The 19945-nt window shown below is 27.6% G+C and carries 28 protein-coding genes; 5 read left to right on the top strand and 23 right to left on the bottom strand.

Annotated elements, in window-relative coordinates:
* Positions 1-14 precede the first annotated feature (14 nt).
* Positions 15-1319 (bottom strand): branched-chain amino acid transport system II carrier protein, encoded by a 1305-nt coding sequence (brnQ, locus tag B3086_RS04390; protein ID WP_346892854.1) that lies wholly within the window; start codon positions 1317-1319, stop codon positions 15-17.
* Between the two features lie 185 nt (positions 1320-1504).
* Positions 1505-1987 (bottom strand): deoxycytidylate deaminase, encoded by a 483-nt coding sequence (locus B3086_RS04385; RefSeq protein ID WP_035131756.1) that lies wholly within the window; start codon positions 1985-1987, stop codon positions 1505-1507.
* A gap of 201 nt (positions 1988-2188) precedes the next feature.
* On the opposite strand from B3086_RS04385, the gene B3086_RS04380 reads away from it, so the two are divergent.
* From B3086_RS04380 to B3086_RS04360, 5 genes are all read left to right on the top strand, one after another.
* Positions 2189-2776: a restriction endonuclease gene (locus B3086_RS04380; RefSeq protein ID WP_346849050.1), complete on the top strand. Its 588-nt coding sequence runs from the start codon at positions 2189-2191 to the stop codon at positions 2774-2776.
* Between the two features lie 155 nt (positions 2777-2931).
* The gene (locus B3086_RS04375) at positions 2932-3123 is read left to right on the top strand and encodes a ferredoxin (protein WP_346849051.1); all 192 of its coding nucleotides are present in this window, start codon (positions 2932-2934) and stop codon (positions 3121-3123) included.
* Positions 3124-3375: 252 nt separating this feature from the next.
* Positions 3376-3576 carry an EscE/YscE/SsaE family type III secretion system needle protein co-chaperone gene (locus B3086_RS04370; protein WP_035131749.1) on the top strand — a complete coding sequence of 67 codons (201 nt, stop codon included), beginning with the start codon at positions 3376-3378 and terminating at the stop codon, positions 3574-3576.
* Positions 3577-3860: 284 nt separating this feature from the next.
* Positions 3861-4931: a uroporphyrinogen decarboxylase family protein gene (locus B3086_RS04365; protein WP_346892852.1), complete on the top strand. Its 1071-nt coding sequence runs from the start codon at positions 3861-3863 to the stop codon at positions 4929-4931.
* Between the two features lie 284 nt (positions 4932-5215).
* Positions 5216-5416, top strand: a complete 201-nt coding sequence (locus B3086_RS04360) for a hypothetical protein (protein ID WP_035131744.1) — start codon at positions 5216-5218, stop codon at positions 5414-5416.
* A 116-nt stretch (positions 5417-5532) separates the two neighbouring features.
* Here the strand turns inward: B3086_RS04360 and B3086_RS04355 are convergent, their stop codons facing one another.
* From B3086_RS04355 to B3086_RS04255, 21 genes are all read right to left on the bottom strand, one after another.
* Positions 5533-6063, bottom strand: a complete 531-nt coding sequence (locus B3086_RS04355) for a DUF3888 domain-containing protein (protein ID WP_346849053.1) — start codon at positions 6061-6063, stop codon at positions 5533-5535.
* A 195-nt stretch (positions 6064-6258) separates the two neighbouring features.
* Positions 6259-6870, bottom strand: coding sequence for a DUF1048 domain-containing protein (locus B3086_RS04350; protein ID WP_346892850.1), 612 nt, complete (start codon positions 6868-6870; stop codon positions 6259-6261).
* Positions 6863-7195, bottom strand: coding sequence for a PadR family transcriptional regulator (locus B3086_RS04345; protein ID WP_346892848.1), 333 nt, complete (start codon positions 7193-7195; stop codon positions 6863-6865). Before B3086_RS04345 ends, B3086_RS04350 begins: the two co-directional genes overlap by 8 nt.
* 205 nt (positions 7196-7400) lie before the next feature.
* On the bottom strand, positions 7401-8255 hold the full coding sequence (locus B3086_RS04340) for an RNA methyltransferase (protein WP_346892846.1): 855 nt from the start codon (positions 8253-8255) through the stop codon (positions 7401-7403).
* Positions 8256-8456: 201 nt separating this feature from the next.
* Positions 8457-8744 (bottom strand): CD3324 family protein, encoded by a 288-nt coding sequence (locus tag B3086_RS04335; RefSeq protein ID WP_150843961.1) that lies wholly within the window; start codon positions 8742-8744, stop codon positions 8457-8459.
* 274 nt (positions 8745-9018) lie between these two features.
* Positions 9019-9768, bottom strand: a complete 750-nt coding sequence (locus B3086_RS04330; protein ID WP_346892844.1) for a DUF5694 domain-containing protein — start codon at positions 9766-9768, stop codon at positions 9019-9021.
* Between the two features lie 135 nt (positions 9769-9903).
* On the bottom strand, positions 9904-10377 hold the full coding sequence (locus B3086_RS04325) for a hypothetical protein (protein WP_346892842.1): 474 nt from the start codon (positions 10375-10377) through the stop codon (positions 9904-9906).
* 359 nt (positions 10378-10736) lie between these two features.
* A complete protein-coding gene (locus B3086_RS04320; protein ID WP_346892840.1) occupies positions 10737-11420 on the bottom strand; it encodes a Type 1 glutamine amidotransferase-like domain-containing protein in 684 nt (227 codons plus the stop codon).
* Between the two features lie 42 nt (positions 11421-11462).
* On the bottom strand, positions 11463-12224 hold the full coding sequence (locus B3086_RS04315) for a class I SAM-dependent methyltransferase (protein WP_346892838.1): 762 nt from the start codon (positions 12222-12224) through the stop codon (positions 11463-11465).
* 51 nt (positions 12225-12275) lie between these two features.
* On the bottom strand, positions 12276-12407 hold the full coding sequence (locus B3086_RS04310) for a hypothetical protein (protein ID WP_346892836.1): 132 nt from the start codon (positions 12405-12407) through the stop codon (positions 12276-12278).
* A gap of 60 nt (positions 12408-12467) precedes the next feature.
* On the bottom strand, positions 12468-12854 hold the full coding sequence (locus B3086_RS04305) for a hypothetical protein (RefSeq protein WP_346892834.1): 387 nt from the start codon (positions 12852-12854) through the stop codon (positions 12468-12470).
* Between the two features lie 80 nt (positions 12855-12934).
* Positions 12935-13429, bottom strand: coding sequence for a hypothetical protein (locus B3086_RS04300; protein WP_346892832.1), 495 nt, complete (start codon positions 13427-13429; stop codon positions 12935-12937).
* A 442-nt stretch (positions 13430-13871) separates the two neighbouring features.
* Positions 13872-14042: a hypothetical protein gene (locus tag B3086_RS04295; protein ID WP_346892830.1), complete on the bottom strand. Its 171-nt coding sequence runs from the start codon at positions 14040-14042 to the stop codon at positions 13872-13874.
* A 42-nt stretch (positions 14043-14084) separates the two neighbouring features.
* Positions 14085-14402, bottom strand: a complete 318-nt coding sequence (locus B3086_RS04290) for a hypothetical protein (RefSeq protein ID WP_346892828.1) — start codon at positions 14400-14402, stop codon at positions 14085-14087.
* 55 nt (positions 14403-14457) lie between these two features.
* On the bottom strand, positions 14458-14961 hold the full coding sequence (locus tag B3086_RS04285) for a YcxB family protein (RefSeq protein ID WP_346892826.1): 504 nt from the start codon (positions 14959-14961) through the stop codon (positions 14458-14460).
* A 248-nt stretch (positions 14962-15209) separates the two neighbouring features.
* Positions 15210-15503 carry a GNAT family N-acetyltransferase gene (locus B3086_RS04280; protein ID WP_346892824.1) on the bottom strand — a complete coding sequence of 98 codons (294 nt, stop codon included), beginning with the start codon at positions 15501-15503 and terminating at the stop codon, positions 15210-15212.
* Positions 15504-15541: 38 nt separating this feature from the next.
* Positions 15542-16357, bottom strand: coding sequence for a class I SAM-dependent methyltransferase (locus B3086_RS04275; protein WP_346849067.1), 816 nt, complete (start codon positions 16355-16357; stop codon positions 15542-15544).
* A 68-nt stretch (positions 16358-16425) separates the two neighbouring features.
* A complete protein-coding gene (locus tag B3086_RS04270) occupies positions 16426-16962 on the bottom strand; it encodes a flavodoxin domain-containing protein (RefSeq protein WP_346849068.1) in 537 nt (178 codons plus the stop codon).
* 35 nt (positions 16963-16997) lie between these two features.
* Entirely contained in the window at positions 16998-17666 is a 669-nt protein-coding gene (locus B3086_RS04265) for a hypothetical protein (RefSeq protein WP_346892822.1), read from the bottom strand.
* Positions 17667-17851: 185 nt separating this feature from the next.
* Positions 17852-18316: a pyridoxamine 5'-phosphate oxidase family protein gene (locus B3086_RS04260; protein WP_346849070.1), complete on the bottom strand. Its 465-nt coding sequence runs from the start codon at positions 18314-18316 to the stop codon at positions 17852-17854.
* 119 nt (positions 18317-18435) lie between these two features.
* Positions 18436-19710, bottom strand: a complete 1275-nt coding sequence (locus B3086_RS04255) for a MerR family transcriptional regulator (protein WP_346892820.1) — start codon at positions 19708-19710, stop codon at positions 18436-18438.
* Positions 19711-19945: the final 235 nt, after the last annotated feature.

The following is a 19945-nucleotide window of genomic DNA, read 5'->3' as shown; positions in this document are numbered from 1 at the left end:
ATATAATTTAAATATTATATTTCTGTGTTTGTTTTAATAAAATTCCCCATTATACCTGCCACTATAACTGGAACTATCCAGTTAAAACCTAAATTCGCAAATGGAAGTTTAGTTACTATTGGTACTCCTATTGAACTGCCTATTCCCATATGGTTTAAAACCGTTAATACACTTATAAATAAAGCTGTATATGTTGAAAAAATAAACACATAATTGTTCTTAATTTTTTCTTTAAATAATGTTAATATTACTAATGTAACTGTTGGAGGATAGATTACGCTTAATATTGGTGCTGAAAATTTTATTATAGTACTTACTCCAAAATTAGCTACTATACTACTAAACACGCATACGAATATAACTATATCTCTATATTTCCATTTTCCCTTTGATACTTTACTAAAATACTGGGCTGTTGCAGACGTAAGTCCTATTGCTGTTGTAAGACATGCAAGACCTATTATTATTGCTAATAATATCTTTCCTGGTTTTCCAAGTAATATATCTGTTATATGTACTATTAATGCAGTTTGAGATATTTCTCCTAATGGTATGTTTGCATATTGATTTGAAATGGTAGCTCCTAAATAAGTCAACCCACCATAGACTAAAACTAGTCCTATTGAGGCAACAATAGATGCTTTTAAGGTTAATTTTATTTTTTCCTTTATTCCTTTATATCCTTTATTACTTAATGTTGTTATTACAACAGTAGATAATGCTATAGCTCCTAATGCATCCATGGTTTGATAGCCTTGGATTACTCCTTCTGCAAATATATTTTCTACTCTTGGCGCTATACTGATAGAATCAATTGGATTTATTATTCCAACTAATATGAGTAATAGTAGAGTTATGAGAAGCATTGGGGTTAAAAACTGACCTATTATATCAATTACTCTAGATGGTTTTATAGATAAAACCAATGTTATAGAAAAAAATATTATTGAAAATACTACTGGGCTAAATCCTTTGAATATTGGCACAATACCCATTTCATAGGTTGTTGCTGCTGTCCTCGGTATGGCTAAAAGTGGTCCTAAGCATACCATTATAACAGCACCCAAAATTATTGATAATTTTTTACCTACCTTTCCAAAAATTTCACTTACATCTCCATTGCATTTAGCTGCAGCTATAATTGATAGTATAGCTAAGCCTACATCAGCTAAAACAAATCCAAACAATCCACTACTCCAACTTATCCCTGATTCTAGTCCTAAAAATGTTGGAAATATAAGATTTCCTGCTCCAAAAAACATAGCAAATAAAGCAAACCCAATTACTATAGCATCTCTCGTCATATCTTTAGTTTTCATTTAATCTACTCCTTAACAAATTCTGTCTTTAAATATAATTATTTAACCTCTTAGGTATACGTTCAACCAATCTTAAAATGGGACTTTAATTCATTCTAAAATTCAGTTGATATTGCTCATAAATAAAAAAAGATTATCTCAATATAAAAATATGAGACAATCCTTTTAGCTCTAATTTAATAGGTCTATTTTAATTTTATCTCTATCTTGTCTACACTTGGAGTTAATTGAGTTAATTTCACATTAGCCTTTTCAAACATATATTTAGAGGCTTTTATAGAATCTGTTTCAGCATACTTATCACTAAGATAATAAACTTCCTTTATGCCTGATTGAATGATATTTCTAGCACATTCATGGCAAGGGAACAAATTTACATATAGTCTACAGCCTTCTAAAGACTTACCTCTAGCATTTAAAATAGCATTTTGCTCAGCATGCACTACATAAGGATACTTAGTTTCTAAAAATTCTCCATCTCTACTCCAAGGAAAATCTTCATCACTACATCCATTAATAAATCCATTATATCCAATAGAAACTATCCTATTGTTGCAATCAACTATACAAGCTCCAACCTGTGTTGATGGATCCTTACTTCTCATTCCTGATAACAAAGAAATACTCATAAAATAATCATTCCAAGAAATATAATCTTCTCTCTTCATACGTAACCTCCTTGAAGTATTTATTACTATTTTATATTAAAAACCTTCATAATTAAAGATACTTTTCTAAATCTGTTATGGATTTCATATAAAAATATCTGTTTATTGTGCTCATTAATATCACATGGTAAAGCAAAAATCCCAAATATATTGATTAATTTTTTTCTATAATGACAATAATTATTATACGAGGTGATTCTTATGAACAAATATGAAATTTTAGTACTACTTATAGTACTCATAATACTTATAAAGAGCTTTACTCAATTTATTGAGAAAATAAGAGGCTTTAAAGATGAACAACTAAAATTTACTATGAGGATTAAAAAAGAAAATATTAATAGATTAACAGGACTTCAATTTGAAGGCTTCTGTCAATGGCTTTTTCATAATAACCCTGAATATAAGGATATAAAGCTTACACCTCCTAGTAATGATGGTGGAGTTGATTTGATTCTTACAAATTATGACGATGAAAAAATCTATGTTGAATGTAAAAGATATAATTCTAATCCAACTCTAGCCTCTAATGATGAAGATAATGCTTCTGATGAGTTTTTTATAGGAAGAGTTATATGCCAAAAACTTGTTGGTGCTATGATGGCAAACAATATAAAAAAAGGTATTATTCTTACTACAGGCAGTGTGTCCCCTAATGCCCTAGAATACATTGGTAAACTAGAAGACAACAGTGATCTATCTCTTAAAATATATACTATGGATAATATTTTAAAGCTTATTGAAGAACGAGAAAATCAAGATGACTATGAACTCGCCGTAGAGATTTAAAGACTCAACTACTCCTGATATAAATACATAATTATATATATTTACTCTAACATCCATGTACCTATTATTAATTAATTTTCTAATTTTTGCGTATATGAAATCAATTACTGCAAACACTAATCTTGTTAATATATTAAAAACAAGGAGGAGTAAATATGGAAGCAATCGTAAATAAAGATACATGTATAAGTTGTGGAGCTTGTGTTGGTGTCTGCCCTGAGATTTATTCATTCGATGATGATGGTAAAGCTGAAGCTATAGATGGAGATGTTCCTTCTGATCTTGAAGCTGGAGCTGTTGATGGAAGAGATCAATGTCCTGTAGATGCCATAGATATTAAAGAATAATGAGCTAGGCTTACTGCCTAGCTTTTCTTATCTTAATACTTAGTTATGATTATATTATTAGTTTTGATAATAAAATTTAAAAGTATAATTTAAAATTTATAACATACAATAACTTTACTAGTTCATAGTGAATTTCTTTACCTCTTAGTAATAATAATTATCTATTGTACAGAAACTTACTATGACTAAAAATTAAATTAGGTATTAAATTTTATCTTAATATCTGAAAATAAAACTTAGGAGGAAATTGTTATGCAACAAAATCAAGGAAAAAATGCTAAACAACATGTTCAGGATGTACAAAGTAAACTTCAAGATTCAACAAACTGCTTAAATCAAGCATTAAACTCTGTTGAAAAACCACAAAACAGACAAAAAATCCAAAATACTCTTAATTCAGTAGAAAGTGCATTAAATTCAGTAAATAGTACTCTTTCTAACTATCAAGAATAACAAAACACAAGGTTAATCCCAAAACCTTGAGTTCTATATGAATACCAATTAATTTAATAGAGAGACTGAGATATTAAATAAAATAATTAATATCTCAGTCTTTTTCTATATTATATTTCATCATTTTAACAAACAAAATTTATCTTTTTATATTGGTTATATCAATAGATATATATTATATATAGGATAATTCAATTATACATATTGATTTTTGTCTTATATAATTACTTTAGAGTTATGTAACTAATATGTAAAATATATTTTTGTTAGGAGGGAACCTTTAAGTGATTAAAGAAGAAATGACTCCAAAAGAGAGAATGGATGCATTTTCTAGAGGATTAGAAATTGATAGACTAATTTGTATCCCCGACATGGGAGCAACTATGGCGCCATTCATTGGTATAACAACTAAGGATTACTATCATTCTGCACGACTAATGGCAGATTTAGAAATAGCTTTGTTTAAAAAACTTCGTCATGATAGCGTAGGCATATCTACTAGTCTTAGAGGAGTGGCTGAAGCTATGGGAGCCAAGGTATGCTATCCTGATTATGCTATCTCCTATTTACTAGAACCTGCTATTAAATCAATAGATGAAATTGAATCTCTCAAAATAGTAAACCCTCTAAAGGATGGAAAATTACCTATACTACTGGAAGCATTAAAACTTACTAAATATGCACTTATAAATGATGTAGATGTCAGTGCCTCTATGTCTGGTCCTTTTAGTGTTGCAGCCTCTGTAGTAGGAACTGAAAATTTATTAAAATGGATGATTAAATATCCTAAAAAGGTTCATACTCTTATGGAAATAGTGTCAGAATCTAATAATAGATACATAGAAGAAGTTGCTAAACTGGGTATCTCAATTAGTTTTGCTGATCCAGTCTCATCAACAAGTCTTATAAGTCCAAAGCAATTCAGAGAATTTTCCTTACCTGCTCTTCAAAAAAACATAAATAAAATAAAAGAAAAAACTGGTAGTTACCCTGGTATACACATCTGCGGAAAAAGTAGAGACATTTGGGAAGATGTTGTGAATACTGGAATTTCTAATTTTAGTATTGATAATATAGAAGATATAGAAGAAGCTAAAAATGTGATTGGTGATAAAGTTGTAATAACCGGAAATGTTCCTCCTGTTGATGTTATATATGCTGGAACTAAAGAAGACATTTTTAAGTCAGTAAAACACTGTATTAGAAAAGGTTTCAATTCTCAAAAAGGTTATATTTTAAGCACTGGATGTCAAATTCCAATGCACACTCCAATGAAGAATATTGAAGCCTTTATGGATGCTGGTAAACTATACGGAAAGTATCCAATAGATCTAGAAGAACTAATGAATGATTAATAGAACTTTTTACTGAAACCTTAAGAAATAGATTCTTTAATAATCTATTTCTTAAGGTTTTTTCTTTCATAAGCTAAACTTTCCAAGTATGATTTTAAATTTATGACATATAATAATTTTGATATTCCATAGTGAAATTCTTCTGATAATAATGGTGTTAATAGGACTGTTGTAGATGAAGAAATTTACTATGAACAAAATTTCACTCTTGGATTGAGCTTAAGCTTATTTTCATAATATGCTAGCTCCATACCTTAAAAATAAAGTTTTAGGAGGTAATTGTTATGCACAATAATGAAGGAAAAAGCGCTAAACGCCATCTACGAGATGTACAAATTGAACTTCAAGATTCAAAAACTTGCTTGGATCAAGCATTAAAATCTGTTGAAAAATCACAAAACAGACAAATAATCGAAAATACCCTTAACTCAGTAGAAAGTGCACTACATTCATTAAATAACACACTTTCTAACTATGAAGAATAGTAAAAACTAGTGCTATTGTATTCCACTATTTCCTCTTCGCCAATATCCCTTTTAGGGTATTGGCGAATTTTATTTTACTCTAACTTCACTAGTTATAACAACCTGATGCTAAAATCTTATACAATCTCTGTCATTATATGCTCATAGGTTGGTGGTAAGTCATAACTTTTTATATGTTCAAACTTTTTCACCTTAACCCTTCCGTTACCTTCTACAGTGAAATCAATATTATCAGTTCCTACAAGAATATGAGGTCCTATATAGGGATTTACTTGAAGGCTTATATCAAATACAAAGGAACGATAACCATTTGGTCTAGAAATACTATTTATATATATGGAGTAAGGATCAACTAGTGGCGTTTGAGATAAGTATGTAGAATAATATTTTTCCACCTCAATCTGGATATAAGGCATTAGTAAAGCTAAAAACACATCTTGATACAGTTCTTCTGTGGACTCCTTAGGTGGTTGATGAGGTAAGTCTACGGTTGTAGATACATTCATAAAAATCTTATCACCTTCCATCCTTCCATGTACTTCATCATTTTCTACTCCAAATATTATTTTCTCATTTATATTATACATTAATACCATAACAGCCAATAAAATTTGTCCCTTCTTAATGTACTTTTTAAAATTAATCATTACTTATGCCCTCTTTTCTTTAATTCTCATTCCCTTTATGTATATAGTATGTGTATACTTACAGCCAAGGATACACTACAATAAAAACTCATATTGTAAAAACTTCTTACAGAAACCTATTTAAAAGGTTAAATATTTTGTTATTTGTCTATATAAATAAAGCAGTAGAAAGCTAAAATTCTACTGCTTTATTACTTAATCTAACCTCACCTTTCTATTTCTAAAAGCTTTACCTATGATGTAACTTAATAGCAATATTGCTACTAAAATCATGAATGTGTATAATGAATTAATTTCTACAACAAAATTTGTAATTAAGATAAAGTTTAGAATTGCTCCTGGTATCACAAATAAAATATATAATAATAACACCTTTATTATTTTTTTTGTATTTCCTTTATTTTTTATTATTACTTTCCTTAATCCTATACTAAAAATAAACCTACAAAACAAAAAGTCAACTATAAACATAAAAATTATATTTAAGGTGAATTTCATATGAAATATATAATATAATAATGACATCATTGCTGACATAATTATAGCCCACTTAGTACTTTGATATATATTAAGTATTGTACTACTATTAATATCCTTTGATTTTATTATTTCTTTACAAAATTCTTCAATATTATTACCAATTATACTCTTCACATCAATACCATCATCCTGTGCACTTATTAATAAGTCCTTTACATCCTCACTTACTTCATCCATAAAGTTACCTTCCATACCACTACTTGATAAGTACATTACTATACTGGTGTATGCTTCCTTATATTCATCCCTCAATATGCTATTACTCATCGTCCATCCCCCCTATAATCTTATTTACATTAACATGTAGTTTATTCCAGTATTCTATAAAACCTTCAAGTTCTATACTTCCCATTTCTGATAGTTTATAATATTTTCTATTAACTCCCGCGGATGATTTCCTTCTTTCAGAAATTATTAACTGATTTTTTTCAAGCCTAAGTAATAATGGATAAAGCGTTCCCTCAACAATATCTTCAAATCCACATCCTTTTAATTTTGTTAGTAGTTCATAACCATAGGTCTCTTCCTTTGAAATTATACTTAGTATACATCCTTCAAGAATACCTTTAAGAATTTGAGAATTATTATTCACAGCAACTCCTCCTTTACCTTGTAATACAAAGTATATTATTATTATATTAAAATGTACTTTGCATTGCAAGGTATATTTTAATAAATCCTGCTATTACTTAATACTTACTAAAAATAATCACTAAAAAAAGAAGGTGTAGCCTCTACGACTACGCCCTCTTTCCTACTTATATAATCCATAAAACTATGATTTATTTAAATCATAGTTAGCCAATTCTTTTACCTAAATTCTTTTGAGAAAAGCTTGCTTCATAAACAATCATAGTAGCTGCTACTCCTACATTTAAGGAATCTGCACCTCCAAACATAGGGATTATTATTCTTTCACATTCATATTTATTCCAAATTTCTGAAATTCCATGTATTTCATTTCCTACAATAATAGCAATTCTCCCCTTATAATTAGCATCATAGTAATTGTTACTGGCTTTTAAATCAGTAACAATAATCTTAAATCCGTTACTCTTAAGCCACCTTACAAGTAATTCTATGTCACTACTTACAACTGGCAACATAAAACTAGATCCCATGCTTGACTTTATCAGCTTTTGATTTGTTTTTCTAACTTTACTATTACAAATAATTACTCCATCTCCACCAGCACCATCAACTGACCTTATAATTGTTCCAATATTTCCTGGTTTCTCTAATCCATCAAGTACTACTAACAAATTGTTTTCCTTCAACCTTATATTCCCAAGATTATACTTTGGAAAACTACATAATAGAAAAAATCCTTCTCCACTATCTCTGCTACTCAATCTTTTACACAAATTACTTGATATTAAACATGAATTCTCTGCTATCATAGAAATACTCTTAACCATATCAAGGATAGATTTGTTTTTAATAAACTCTAGACAAAATACAAAGTTTATTATTCTAATATTACTTTTAATTATCTTTTCATAGGCCCATAATCCCTCTATAACAAATAAATCTTCATCTTCAACCTTTTTATTCTTTATTATTCCATTGATTAGTCTTATTGAATTGTCCTTACTACCAACAAGTTTTAAATGAGAAAACTCTTCACCTAATTCCTCTATATCTAACCCCATTTTAAATATTATTCCTTTCTGTATACCTAATTCAAAAAATTTATTATTTATATTTCACCCCACAAACATAAATATCTTTAATTAAGAATTTCACATGTCAAAATTTATCATCATACTTATTTTAATATACAGAGATCATCAATTAATATATAAAGAACAATTCTATATTATTCTTTGCACATAAAAAGCTACCACTCATTATTAGAGTGATAGCTTTTCATTTCTATTTTTACTATATACAATTTTTTTAATACTATCTATAGAAAGAAAAAATTCTTCTGACAGCTCATCAATGGTATATCCACTTTCATGCTTATTACGTATAACTTCATTTCTATTTTGTATACGCTGCCTGGTTCCTGACTTTTCTCCCCACTTTTTCCGTGTTGTATGTTCAGATGGAATATATACATATTCTCCTTGAATATACTTTTGAATTTCTCTTAATAAATTATCTGGTAAAATTGTTTCAGCCTTTACATATCCCATAAAGCTCAGCTCCTTAAATTTATACTTTAAATTAAGGAAACAAAGCCTGTATAAGTATGAATTTATTTAGTAATGGCGACTAGATATTTACCTCTGTGCAATTGTCGCCTTAAGCCATACTTACAGACTTTGCACAGAGTATTTTGAGTTGTTCTTTCTTAGCTAATTGAAATCTCATATTTACTACCCCCAATAAACCTTATTTTCTATATAATACCAAACACTGTAGAAATCATCAATTAATTTTCTAAATTATAAATCTAGATATCTAGATTTATAGATACTCCAAGGTATCTACTAATTCAAAATCATTATACTCTGATACAAAATCCTGAAGTATTTTGCAATGCCCAGCTCCATAAATAACCAAAACTCTATCTCCAGATTCAACTATATCTTGTAGATTTCCAAAAATATAAAGATTTCTCCTATACCATTCTGTAAGCATGTCCACTCCATAATATTTACCTCCAGCTCCTATTTGAGCCATATCTAAATATAAATCACTATGCTCCTTTGCAATACGCGTAGGATCATTAAGATGCTTTAGGATTTCAATAACTGTACTATTCTTCATAATTTCATTTTCACTTATATTACATTCCTTTATTTCATTCATAAACTTCTCATAGAACTTTGGACAATTCTTTTCAGCATATTCAAAAACCTGTTCCGGTAAATCTACTGGATAGTCTATAGAATAAATTTTATTATGTTTTAATATTTGTCCTAACCTAAACCCTAATTGAACAATTTCATTTCTATGACCTATTGTTTTATCAGATGAATTATATTTATTTACACAATACTCTGAATAAGCCTTATTTAATTCCTCATTTTTTCCTCGATTTGCTTCAACAGCAATTTTATTTGGTTTGAATTGCATTAGCTTTTCTATCACTACCTTAATTTCTTTTTGTTTTTTCGCAGTAGTAATATCCTCATATTCAGTTTTTATTAAATGTTCTCCACCCTTTCCAAAATGATAAGTTCCTAATATAAGTATCTTGGCTTTTTTCTCCATAAATACGCCCCCTTTTTCTATATAATACAAAATATTGTAAAAATCGTCAATTAATTCTCTAAATTACATTGAAACTCAAGAATACTATGACTTATTTTTATTGGTTAAGTTCAAAATATAATGCTTATATAATTTTTAATTACCATTAATATCAAAATAAGAAGCGTACCCACCATCATAAATAATTACATAATAGTAATCATCCTTTTTGCTATCTTCGTCCAATATAAAACTTTTATGCTCTAATAATTTACTATCAATTTTACCATCACTTATAACTCCAACCTCCATAGTTGGAGGATTATCGTTCTCTTCTATAGTATGAAAATCTCTTGATTTATAGTAGTTTTCTATATTTTCGTTATCCAATTCAGATTTTAATACTATAACAGTAGCAAAATCTAATCCATTACCATTACCATTTAATTTACCATATACAGAATCTTTATCAATTAACTCGGTATTATTTGGCAATTTACAATTATATAATTGCTTTGAAAACTTATATAACTTTATATTATTACTAATTGGAAATACTATCCAAGGTAATATTGTAATTGCTACTATTATAATTACTAATACTATAAATAATTTTTTAACTATCCTCATATCAGCTAATCTCCCATTATATATTTAAGGCTATAAATGTTATTAACAATTATTTGATTATCCACAACATATACTTATTTATTCTTCTTTTGTGATATATTTACGCCCTGCATAATACAAATAACAATTCCACTAAATTATTAATTTATCTCCTAATCAAACTACAAAAATTACTCACCAAGCACCATCAAAACTCAGTATACCGGGACTTTCAACTAAGCAAAAATTCCCTAAGGAAAATCCTATAATATCCAACGTAAACCAAATCAGTAAACTGCCCAATAATATACTTATATTTCTTTTCATACCTCCTCCTTCTACCAAGACAAACTTTTTAAATCTTGAAAAAATTTAAACTATCATCTACTAAATGTCTGTATGTCTCCTAGTAATGTGATTGCACTATTATCAACAATTATTCCACCAGTGTCTTTAATAGCATATACAGTGTCCGCTCTTTCATTTAATACCTTATTTATATAGTTTTTTTCTATATCTGTTTCTTCATAATGAACTTCAATATCAAAATCTCTAATCAAATTTAGTCCTCTATTATATGAGAATGTATCATAATCTTTATCAGGAGTAATATGATAATCTGCTATCTGAATCATCGCTCCAGCACTAATCCCTATAATTACTCCTAGAAAACTTTCAATCTCATTTATTAAATCAAACTCCTTTAAGCGATGCATCATTTTATCAGGTAATCCTCCAGTGAAAAATAATATATCACTGTTTCTTACTTTCTTTTTTGCACTTTCTTCTGTATCTTTAAAATAATTTATCCAGTCTATATTTTCTTCCCTAATTTCATAACTTAAAAATGGTAGAACAATGGTATTATAATACTTCCCGTTATCTTTACTATAGGCACTCTGCCAATCCATATCATTACTTATATTTTCACCGAAAGAAAATGGAATTACCAAAACCTTATCATTACACTTTATATATTTTTCCATAGTATTTTTTACCCATTTTTCATGGAAATTATATAAACTAAATAGTATATTAACCATTAATATTCTTCCTCTCTTCATAATTCACAAAGTAATAATAGTTCCAATTATTATTTATGTGAACTACTTCATTTTGCAGTAGTATACTACTGTTTCATAATCAAAAATCAATGTCCCATTTTTATTATACTTTTTAAATAGAAGTTCAAGTTCCGTAATCATATAATTGAATTTTGGGTCTTCTTCATTTGGAATATACGAATAAGATACTAAATCCCCTTTTAATCTTTCCAAATTATACACTTGAGGATTAGAAAATATTTCTTTATCGATTGTTTTTAAACCAAAGAATTTGGGTAAATCCGTATTAAGTGAATTCCCCCCCTCACGTTCTGAGTATTTTTCAATTAGTTCCATATATTCATTCATAAATTTGCTATTGCTAAATTTTCTTCTATTATTGATAATTACTACGAACCCGCCAGGTTTTAATATTCTGAGAAATTCTTTTTTTGTAGCTTCTGGTTCAAACCAATGGAATGCTTGTCCTGATGTAATTATATCTACTGATTCTGATTCCAACTTTGTATATTCAGAAGATGCATCTATTGAATGAAAATTTGTGTAATTAATTAGATACTTCTTTCCAGCGTACCTCATTTCTGCATTAGGTTCAATGCCGTATACTTCGTTTCCATTATCCAAAAATAATTTAGCAGAGATTCCTGTTCCAGAGCCAATATCAGCAATAATTGCTTCTTTAGTTAAGCCAATTGATGTATTTAGAAACCCTATTATTTCATTAGGATAGTTAGGTCTATATTTTGCATAGTTTTCTACTCGACTACTAAATCTACCTTTAGGATTAAGTTCTGTTAAATTCATAATACCCTCCAAATTAAAAAATTTAATGTTTCCTTTTAAATTTTACTTGTATTATAACTCCCCATCATCAAATGCCTTTCGGGTTGCATTTCCTTTTTTCGCATCAAAATTTATAGGAAGATGATCTTCATCAATTATTTTTTTTATAGTTAATGTCAGAAAAATAATTAATACCTTTCTCATTTATTCACTCCTAATTGAACTCTATAAGTATTCCTTATTTCATATTTCCAAATTTTTATATTAACTTCTATTCTTAATATAATCATCTATAAGCTTAATATCCTTAATATCCTTATCTCTTACTAATTGTGCCTTCTGCTTTTTTATACTTTCTAAACTTCCTACAGGTAATCCATCGATGATCACTATTTCATCAACGAACCAATTTTCTAGTATTTCTATTGTATCGTTTATCTGAACAATTCTTGAATTATCTTTTTCTACTGTGTACTTACAACCTTTTTCTAAAAATAGTTCAACTAAATTTGTAGTACATCCTAAATCAATATCATTTGTGGTTTCTTTAACACCATGAATTACTAAACCTGCACCAGAGGTTATCCAATATTCACTTAAAGGTAACTCCATGTTTTTAAGTATTTTAACTATATCTTCTTTTCCTAACATTTTAATAACCCCCTTAATTATATTAATTTTCATCTGATTTCTAATACTCTATAGTCCATTATAAAATTCAATTAGTAACTTTATATTATCCCTATGATATGGACTATTGCCCCTGATAATAAAGCAACAACAGTGCCAATTATTATTCCTATAACAGCACCCCTTATATGATGCCAGGGATTCTTATATTCTTTATCCATATCCTCAGTTCCAGGTATTCTTGTTCTTTTACTATGACAAAAAAGTCCAATATCTAATACTATCATATCGTAAATATTCACCACAAAAAATAGTATAAACACGTGTATATATGCAGACTTAAAGTTTTTTGCACCAGAATAATATGCCACTACAGCAAGAACAATTGCAAAAATCAATACTGAAATTAATTTAATTGATAAATGTCTTTTTTTCTCTACTTTAATAACATCTTTATACTGAGGCAGATTTTCTACCCTTTCTATAATTTCTTTAGGGTAAGACATAATATGCTTAATAGGATCTTTATAAAGAGAAGGTAATATAATTAGCGTGAAAACTGCACAGGAAATAACACATTCTATAAATAAAATCATATTTTATCCCTCCTTCAAAATGAAAATAACTATAACATAACATATTTTTAGCTTTTATTATTTTTATGTTCTTTAATCTACAAAGCGTTGATATAACTATCATTAAGCCTCCTAGATATAAATAAAATTTTATAAACATATAATTATTTTTTTCAAAAATAATTTTCAAGAATTAAACTTTTCTTATGTCAACCAGAAATATATTTTATTTTCTTGCAGGATCATCCGTATAAACTTTTTTTACAATCCCAATACCACTATTATCAGGAGTATAAAATTTTATTTTAAATCAATAGTCATTTCCCTCAACTATCTCGTCATATTGCTCTGATGTTAATATTAGTGTGCTATCAATAGGTTTTAAAGGATATATATAATCATGATATTTTAATGTGAATTGATTATTTTCTTTTTCTTTATATGCATAAGGATTTTTATATTTTTAATATTTAGCTATATCTTCCTTGTTATTGACATCAACAATTTTTATAGCAGATGTATAGGTTATTGTTTTTGGTTTTCCCCAAATCATATATCCAAAGAATGCCAATACTCCTACAAAAACCATTGCTATTAGTAATAACTTAATTCTAATTTTTGAATCTGATTTCATTCCTTTAACCTCCCAATTATTTACTTATATATTGTGAATTCATTAACTTTTGTTTAGCAGCCTTATAATGCCTCCAGTAATTAGTATAATACTTATGGTTATTATCACCACATTATTAAATATAGTTTCAATGCTAAAATTCTTAACTAAACTAAATATTATTGGCATTGCAAATATAACTCCTATTATTAACATAATTATAGGAGACTTTAATATATTCTTCATAGGTAATGGTGCTTTGCCTGAGCCAATAAAATAACCATGATTATTAGCGTTCTTTTGCCACTCATTTATCTCCTCTACTTGGTTTTCTAATGGATTTAACTTTGATTCATTATTTTTATTATTAATAATTTTCACCCCCTATTAAATCTAGATAAAAGAATGAAATTTATGCTCCTTCGACATTAGTATTTTATTCAATAAGTCCTTTTTCCTTTATAAACAATTTAAATTTATCAATATCTCCATTTATAAAACCGTTTTTACTAAGAATTATATTTTGTTTTTCTATCATCAATGAAAATAGATTTTCTGTTTCTAATACTTTAGTAATTTGACTATACTCTAATGTTAAATTAGACCTAAATGTAATAATATCTATTTTTTCATCGTAAAAATTTAACGTTATTTCCACTGATTCACCATATACCCCTTTAAAGTTTTTATAACTCTCTTTTAATTTTAAAGTATACCCTTTAAAAAACATAAAAAGGAAAAATACTGTAGATAAAAACATGCACACAAAAACCAAGTATACTCCATTTGTTATGAAGTTTATAACAGTAAAAAATGCAGATATAAGAAACATTAATAAAACAAAACTGCGATATTTCTTATTACATTCCTTATAATTTTCTTCTGAAAGCTCATTTATTACTTCTTTTGTAATTATTGTTTTATTTTCAAATATTGGCATCAATTCAACTCCTAACATTCCACTCTTTATTTTATCCTAAGTTTCTCAATCATTTTATTTATATTTTAATTATAACATTAATTTCAACATAATATATATTCTTGTATATAAGTTAATTAATTCTTAAAGCAAAATAGAAAGCATTAATTTACTTAATGCCTTCTATCTCCATCTGTAACCTATTAAAATATTTTTCCATAAACTTAAGTCTTTCTCTACCAATTTCTTTTACTTTCCTTGTATATAACTTATCTTAATTTTTTACTTAACACTTCCGTTAAAGAACCATCATCTATTTCATATACCTTACATGATACAAAACCATTCTTTAATAATATTTTTCTAGATGCTATGTTATTAGGATCTATCATTCCTATAACTTGTTGTATACTCTTCATTTCTTCAGCTTTATTTAATAATTCCCTTAGAATCTCACTTCCATATCCCATTCCCCAATACTCAAGGAGCAGTAAATACTCAACCTCAGCCTCGGTAAAATCATCCTGAGAAAGAATTTTTTCAAAATATATTCTCTTAGCCATATTTACCACTCCTTGTCTATATTATTAAGCTAATATATTTATTTTTCTCCAAATGCATATATCACTGACATATTAAAATGAAGCCCGTCACCTTTGCCGAAACTTTCTAGTCCTTGAAATATGTCTTTTTTAAACTCTTCAAATACATAACAACCCAAATCTTCTATTTTTTCAAATATTCCTCTAACTGCATTGGTGCACATTTCTTGCCACCATTCCTCTTTATCCTTATACACAACATCTGTACTTTCTTCATGAACTTTAACATTTTTAAAACCTGACTCATCTAATATTTTTTTCACATCCACTACTGTATCAAACTTTGGAATATCTGGCTTTCTATCTTTATTTTCTTTCTGTATGTTCGTAGGTAAATATTTATTAACTATTTCAGTTAACCACTTTTGATCTTCCTGTTTACCCCATATACTAAATCCTACTCGTCCTCCATTTTTTAGTACCCCTAGTATTCCATTTAATCTATTTTCACTAAGTAAAAGATATCCTATTCCAAATCCACAAATAACATTATCAAATGAATCTTTTTTAAAGTTTAAATTCTGAGCATTCATATTTTTAACTTCCGCATTACATATTTTCTTATTTAAAATATCTTTATGAGTTTCACTTACCATAACTTCTGAATTATCTATACCTACAGCATATCCATCTGTACCTATTTTATCTATTGCAGCAAATAATGAAGCACCTCTACCCATTCCAATATCTAACACTTTAGCTCCTTTGTTAATACTTGAAAGTTCAACTAATCTATCTCCAAAACTATTCCAATACTTAGGTCCAACTTTTCCAAAATCAACGGCAACCTTGTCCCATATTGTTACTAACTTCATTTTACTCCTCCAGTTATATTCCTCTATTGCTCCTTTATAAACATATCACCATATTATTTTGTAATACTCTATAATCCATTACAAAATTCAATTAATAGCTTGATTGATGATTTATCTGTAAAATCTACTACTTTACCATAGGTTTCAAGCATCATTTTTGCTTCATCATCCATTTTATCCTCAGGCATTTTACTTACTTTCTTTTTTAATAAAGCCATCATAGATTTGTGGATAAAACCAAGATTTTTATAATCAATAGCACCTCTAAAATGATATAATTTAATCCTATCCTGCATTTCCTTTGTAAGATTCTTGTTAATAACAGGGATATATTGATTAGTGTTACTTGGATCAGCAAGTCCTACAGTAAATACAACTAAATTTTTATCTTTTAGCTTATCAAAGGCTTTAGTAATTAATGAAACACCCAGTATTCCACTTGCATAAAGACCGCCTCCATAAATAATAGTAGAATAATTTTGCATATCCGCTACATCAATTTTAGATGCCTCAAAAATATCCGCATCAAGTTCAGTAGCAATCCATTCTGCATATTTTTTTGTTGAACCATATTTTGATTTGTATATAACAACTGTTTTATTCATGTATTTCCTCCTATGATTTTATATGATAATTTACTTTATTTAATTATATTAGGCATATCCACATTAGTATTATCTATAATTAAATTTACAAAGGAATAAGGGTTATAAATCTTTTCATATAATTTATATGCTGGAACATACCTATCATTATATTTGTTTAATAACATTTTCAAGTTAACATTCTTAAATATATCTCTTTCAGAAGCACGCCTTAATTGTTCATCTATTTCAACTATAATCATAATACTATAATCATAATATTTCTTAAATTCATTTTTAAATATAAATATACCCTCAATTATGAGTATCCCTTCACTATCTAAGGAAACATCTAATTTTTTTGTATATTCATCCTCTAGTGTATCTAAAACAAAATCACTAAATTCTATTTTCCCTGTTATTCTGGTTTTTTTTAAAATATCTCTTTCAAATTTTATATAGTCAAAGTTGTTATAATAGTGTTGTTCCCAACATGGTAATTCACCAGAATAGCGTATAGCTCTTTTATTACAGAAATCATCAATTGAAACCACTTCAGCTTTTACTCCTGACTTTATTAAAGAATCTTTAATATTTTGAGATAAAGTGGATTTTCCTGAACATCCTTGTCGATCAATTCCAACTATTAAGCATCTATCTTTTATCATTAATTTCTGAGTGATTAATTTTTCTACTATATACTCAGTTAATTCACTACACTTCAACCTTATTCCTCCATTTACTATAATTAGTAATATATATTCCAATTATAACATCAACTACAATATAATGTATATTCAACTCAATTTCTTTAATAATAAATATTAGCTAAATAGAAATGCTATGTTGTTCTCAACATAGCATTTTAATAATTAAGACTACACTCTTAATCTTAATTTCATTATTCTTATTATCCTCTTGATTTCCCAGTAATATGTTCTATTTTAATTTCTACTATTTTTGCACTATCTTGTGCTCTTTCAATATATCTTTTACCTTCTTCTATGAAGCTTTGAGAATATTTTTCAATAAATTTAAATAAAATATCTCTCTTTAACTCTCCAGTTAGTTCCTTCGCTTCTCCGAAAGCTATAATGCTTTTATATTTTGTACTAAACTTACCTGGTAACATTTCAGTATCCGTAACAATACAAAAGGATACTTTGTGATTTTTTTCAATATTATCAAGCTTATGCCCTTCTTTAGCACAATGAAAATAAATAGTGTTATCTTGATAAACATAACTTAATGGCACAGTATAAGGATAGCCATTTTCACTAACAGTTGCTAGAATTCCATATTCTCCATTAATTAAAATTTTTTCTATGTCTTCACCAAAAACTTCTCTATCCTTTTTTCTCATTTCTCTAAACATATACACAACTCCTTTAAATTTTCTTCATAATATTAACAGACTAAAAATACCTACACAAAACTACTAAAATAACTTTCCCCGGAAATAATTAAACCTTAATTATTTCCGACATTTTCAAATTACTTATTATCAATTATCCTCAAAAATCTATCTACATACCTTTGATCAAAGTCACATAGTTCATAATTTTCTTTAGATGATGTCTTTTCAGCCTTACCTGTGTCCATAAGAAGCTTATCAAATATTTCAAGTTCTAAATAAGTGTCTTCAAATTCACTATTAGCTTGATAAAAATTTACTTTATTACCATCATTAAAGAATACAGTATAATAAAATTCACCTGCTCCTTTTGGAAAAATGCCAAACTTCTTTTCATTAAATCCAGCTTCAACCTTAGAAATATCTTCATAGGAATAGGTTGTCCCCATTGGATTATAAAAACTATAGTCAGTAATCTTATTTTCTGTTACCACAGTAATGCCAGTAATGCACACATATAGTAGAATAATATTTATAATAATAGTTACAAATATATTCTTCTTTACAAAATTGCAAAAGTCTACAGTCCATTTTAACTCTATATTCTTTATTTTTTTATACACTCTTGATATTAAAAATGCAATTAATTCTATTTCATAGAAGAAGATAAAATAACTATATGGTGGTTTAAATATAAACATTAAATAACTCTTTGGTACAAATATAGCTTCTTGTAACGTCCCTATACCCACAAAAATTGAAATAGTTAAAACTATTGCAAGAATTGAAATTAAAAATACAGAGGCTGTACCTTTAGTCTTTTTATTAGGTTGCTTTAAATATTTTCTCCAAGTTAAAGTTAATATTACTGTACTAAATATTGCCATGATGCTATTAAGCCCTATAGAATCATAATTTTTATTAGTAATATTAAGCCAAAGCCACAATAATGGCCCACTAAGCATTAAAGTACCAAACAGTTGAGCTGTTAATGAAATTTCACTTAGCTCCTTAACTTCACCTAAAAATTCAGTGAATTCTTCACTTTTAATATATTCAAAGTCATCATGATAATAATCTAAATCTGCATTAGGATTTTTCTTTACTTCCTTTAATAAAACTTCAATAGTAAATTTCTTGCTTTGAATATCTAATTCACCTTTATTTAATTCTTCTAATTTTTCTTTTAAAATATTTTCTAATTGTAAGTCACCGTTTTTAAACTCTCTTATTTTAGAAATTGGGATTTCTAATTGTCTAAGAATTTTTATCCTTTTCAATTCCTTAATATTATCTTCATCATAATCCCTATATGTGTTTGAATTTCTTCTTACAGAAATTAAACCTTCACTCTCATAAAACCGAATTGTCTTAGCTGATAATCCTGTTAACAGTTCCGAATCTTTTATTTTCATCTATGGTCTCCTTTATGTGATTAATTATAAATATATTAAACACCTTACATCTACTGGAATGTCAATAACTTTAGCAAAAATACAAAATTTATCTATATATTATCAACTAATTTAACCATCAAAAGCCTCTAAAGCCCTATAGTGACAACAACTATTTAAATAGTTAACATTTTAAAATTTTATCTATATAACTTTTAAAAATTTAAAATAGGAAACTATGTAGATAGTTTCCTAT

Source organism: Clostridium sp. UBA871 (genome assembly GCF_002295255.1).
Taxonomy (GTDB): Bacteria; Bacillota; Clostridia; order Clostridiales; family Clostridiaceae; genus Clostridium_J; species Clostridium_J sulfidigenes.
This window is presented reverse-complemented; position numbering and strand designations above follow the sequence as displayed.

What these genes read in the sequence shown, in the direction of transcription:
- brnQ (WP_346892854.1), bottom strand. Translation starts at nt 1,319, where the DNA reads ATGAAAACTAAAGATATGACGAGAGATGCTATAGTAATTGGGTTTGCT.
- B3086_RS04385 (WP_035131756.1), bottom strand. Translation starts at nt 1,987, where the DNA reads ATGAAGAGAGAAGATTATATTTCTTGGAATGATTATTTTATGAGTATT.
- B3086_RS04380 (WP_346849050.1), top strand. Translation starts at nt 2,189, where the DNA reads ATGAACAAATATGAAATTTTAGTACTACTTATAGTACTCATAATACTT.
- B3086_RS04375 (WP_346849051.1), top strand. Translation starts at nt 2,932, where the DNA reads ATGGAAGCAATCGTAAATAAAGATACATGTATAAGTTGTGGAGCTTGT.
- B3086_RS04370 (WP_035131749.1), top strand. Translation starts at nt 3,376, where the DNA reads ATGCAACAAAATCAAGGAAAAAATGCTAAACAACATGTTCAGGATGTA.
- B3086_RS04360 (WP_035131744.1), top strand. Translation starts at nt 5,216, where the DNA reads ATGCACAATAATGAAGGAAAAAGCGCTAAACGCCATCTACGAGATGTA.
- B3086_RS04355 (WP_346849053.1), bottom strand. Translation starts at nt 6,063, where the DNA reads ATGATTAATTTTAAAAAGTACATTAAGAAGGGACAAATTTTATTGGCT.
- B3086_RS04350 (WP_346892850.1), bottom strand. Translation starts at nt 6,870, where the DNA reads ATGAGTAATAGCATATTGAGGGATGAATATAAGGAAGCATACACCAGT.
- B3086_RS04340 (WP_346892846.1), bottom strand. Translation starts at nt 8,255, where the DNA reads ATGGGGTTAGATATAGAGGAATTAGGTGAAGAGTTTTCTCATTTAAAA.
- B3086_RS04335 (WP_150843961.1), bottom strand. Translation starts at nt 8,744, where the DNA reads ATGGGATATGTAAAGGCTGAAACAATTTTACCAGATAATTTATTAAGA.
- B3086_RS04330 (WP_346892844.1), bottom strand. Translation starts at nt 9,768, where the DNA reads ATGGAGAAAAAAGCCAAGATACTTATATTAGGAACTTATCATTTTGGA.
- B3086_RS04325 (WP_346892842.1), bottom strand. Translation starts at nt 10,377, where the DNA reads ATGAGGATAGTTAAAAAATTATTTATAGTATTAGTAATTATAATAGTA.
- B3086_RS04320 (WP_346892840.1), bottom strand. Translation starts at nt 11,420, where the DNA reads ATGAAGAGAGGAAGAATATTAATGGTTAATATACTATTTAGTTTATAT.
- B3086_RS04315 (WP_346892838.1), bottom strand. Translation starts at nt 12,224, where the DNA reads ATGAATTTAACAGAACTTAATCCTAAAGGTAGATTTAGTAGTCGAGTA.
- B3086_RS04310 (WP_346892836.1), bottom strand. Translation starts at nt 12,407, where the DNA reads ATGAGAAAGGTATTAATTATTTTTCTGACATTAACTATAAAAAAAATA.
- B3086_RS04305 (WP_346892834.1), bottom strand. Translation starts at nt 12,854, where the DNA reads ATGTTAGGAAAAGAAGATATAGTTAAAATACTTAAAAACATGGAGTTA.
- B3086_RS04300 (WP_346892832.1), bottom strand. Translation starts at nt 13,429, where the DNA reads ATGATTTTATTTATAGAATGTGTTATTTCCTGTGCAGTTTTCACGCTA.
- B3086_RS04295 (WP_346892830.1), bottom strand. Translation starts at nt 14,042, where the DNA reads ATGAAATCAGATTCAAAAATTAGAATTAAGTTATTACTAATAGCAATG.
- B3086_RS04285 (WP_346892826.1), bottom strand. Translation starts at nt 14,961, where the DNA reads ATGCCAATATTTGAAAATAAAACAATAATTACAAAAGAAGTAATAAAT.
- B3086_RS04280 (WP_346892824.1), bottom strand. Translation starts at nt 15,503, where the DNA reads ATGGCTAAGAGAATATATTTTGAAAAAATTCTTTCTCAGGATGATTTT.
- B3086_RS04275 (WP_346849067.1), bottom strand. Translation starts at nt 16,357, where the DNA reads ATGAAGTTAGTAACAATATGGGACAAGGTTGCCGTTGATTTTGGAAAA.
- B3086_RS04270 (WP_346849068.1), bottom strand. Translation starts at nt 16,962, where the DNA reads ATGAATAAAACAGTTGTTATATACAAATCAAAATATGGTTCAACAAAA.
- B3086_RS04260 (WP_346849070.1), bottom strand. Translation starts at nt 18,316, where the DNA reads ATGTTTAGAGAAATGAGAAAAAAGGATAGAGAAGTTTTTGGTGAAGAC.
- B3086_RS04255 (WP_346892820.1), bottom strand. Translation starts at nt 19,710, where the DNA reads ATGAAAATAAAAGATTCGGAACTGTTAACAGGATTATCAGCTAAGACA.